Below are 1,664 nucleotides of genomic sequence, written 5' to 3'. Positions count from 1 at the left end.
AGATACCTTTACTTATTGGTTAGAAACTAAGACGAGGGAATTGGGCTCTATTCAAGGCAATACGTCTGCGAAGTTTGGTATTTATAAACGTAATGGCGAAGGAAAAGAGCAAAATGGTATTGGTCATGGTGAGGTTTATACATGGCGTACTCGTTACGGAAATAATGAGTCTGAAGTCTTTAATTACGTAAAAAAAGTATTAATCCAAATATCACAAGCCGCATATGACGGTAATTTAGCTGAAATTGACAGTATTGATTTTGCTCCTTTGATTAAATGGAAGATTGCCTTTCTTTATCAGAACCAAAGTAGCCCTGTGCTGATAAATACATTTTCTAAACCGATGTTAGAAGTGCTGACAAATAGTAATAGTAAAACATCATTTCCTAGCATGTATCAGAAACTAATTGCGGAAAAGGGCGAGCAAAATTTATTAGAGTTTGGTGATGAGTGTTGGGATAAAGCGGCTCAAAAAAGTAAAGAAATTCATCAAAAGAGCATCTTAGATAAATTCTCCCATATTGATGTATTTAATCGAGGTGTTGAACAGTGGTCACCTGAAACAGTAACGGCTTTCTGTGATTTGATTCAGGATGCTTATGATAACAAGCTTGATGTTTTTACTACTGCGATGGATACAGGTGCAATGATCCGTATTGGTAGAAAAGAGCTAGGCGTACCTCGAGCAGAAGAGGTATTCGCAACGTTTGAGCCAACGCTACAGAAGATTAATTATGAGCTTCGTTACCAACATCGTGATGGTTATGAGTGTTCTACCGTTGCTAACGAACTTTATTTGCGTACTCGTAAATCAAAAAAACTGGCTGAGTTTTCGCAACAGTACTCAATAACACGTAAACCGTATTGGCCGGAAAGCTACTTTGGTGATAGCGATGCAGATATTACATATGATGACTACGAAGTGGCTGAACCAGAAAAGAGCTATATGATGACGAAATTATCACCTTTAAATCAAATTTTGTATGGCCCTCCAGGTACCGGCAAAACTTTTCATACTATGGAAGCAGCGGTTAAAGCGGCTGAGCCTGATTTTATATGGACAGATCGTAATCAGTTAAAGGCTGAGTATGAGCGATTAGTTAGCGAGAAACGCATCCGTTTTGTAACTTTCCACCAAAGCTATGGCTATGAAGAATTTGTGGAAGGGCTAAGCGCAAAAACAGAAGGCGATCAGGTTTCTTATTATGAAAAGGACGGTATATTTAAAACCATTGCTAATGAAGCTAATAGATACCGTGTATCTAAGACAATAAAAAGTGATAAAGATTTCGATTCATTGTGGTCTTGTTTTGTTTCTGAATTATCAGAATCTGAGAATGGTGTGCGAGTCGATACCGTTCGCACATTTTTTACGGTAACTGATGTTGATAACAACACAGTCCGCTTTGAAAAAGACAAAGGAAATTCAATACATTCACTAAGTGTAAAAACACTTAAAGCAGTATTTGATGGTGAGCGGGAAATTAAAGGTGGATTAAATCCATATTACTCAGCATTGATAAAATACCTACAACGTTACGTTCAATCTATTGAAGATGTTCATACTGAGCGTAAAAAGTTTGTTCTTATTATCGATGAAATCAACCGGGGCAATATCTCCAAAATCTTCGGTGAATTGATCACCTTAATTGAGCCATCAAAAC

Annotated in this window: 1 pseudogene; it reads left to right on the top strand. The window is 37.3% G+C overall.

Features of this window, described 5'->3' with window-relative positions:
- Positions 1 to 40: 40 nt before the first annotated feature.
- Positions 41 to 1,664 (top strand): annotated as a pseudogene (locus I3255_RS14140) (hypothetical protein); the annotation flags it as partial.

The sequence above is a fragment of the Psychrobacter sp. Ps6 genome (assembly GCF_022129235.1).
Classification (GTDB): Bacteria; Pseudomonadota; Gammaproteobacteria; order Pseudomonadales; family Moraxellaceae; genus Psychrobacter.
This window is presented reverse-complemented; position numbering and strand designations above follow the sequence as displayed.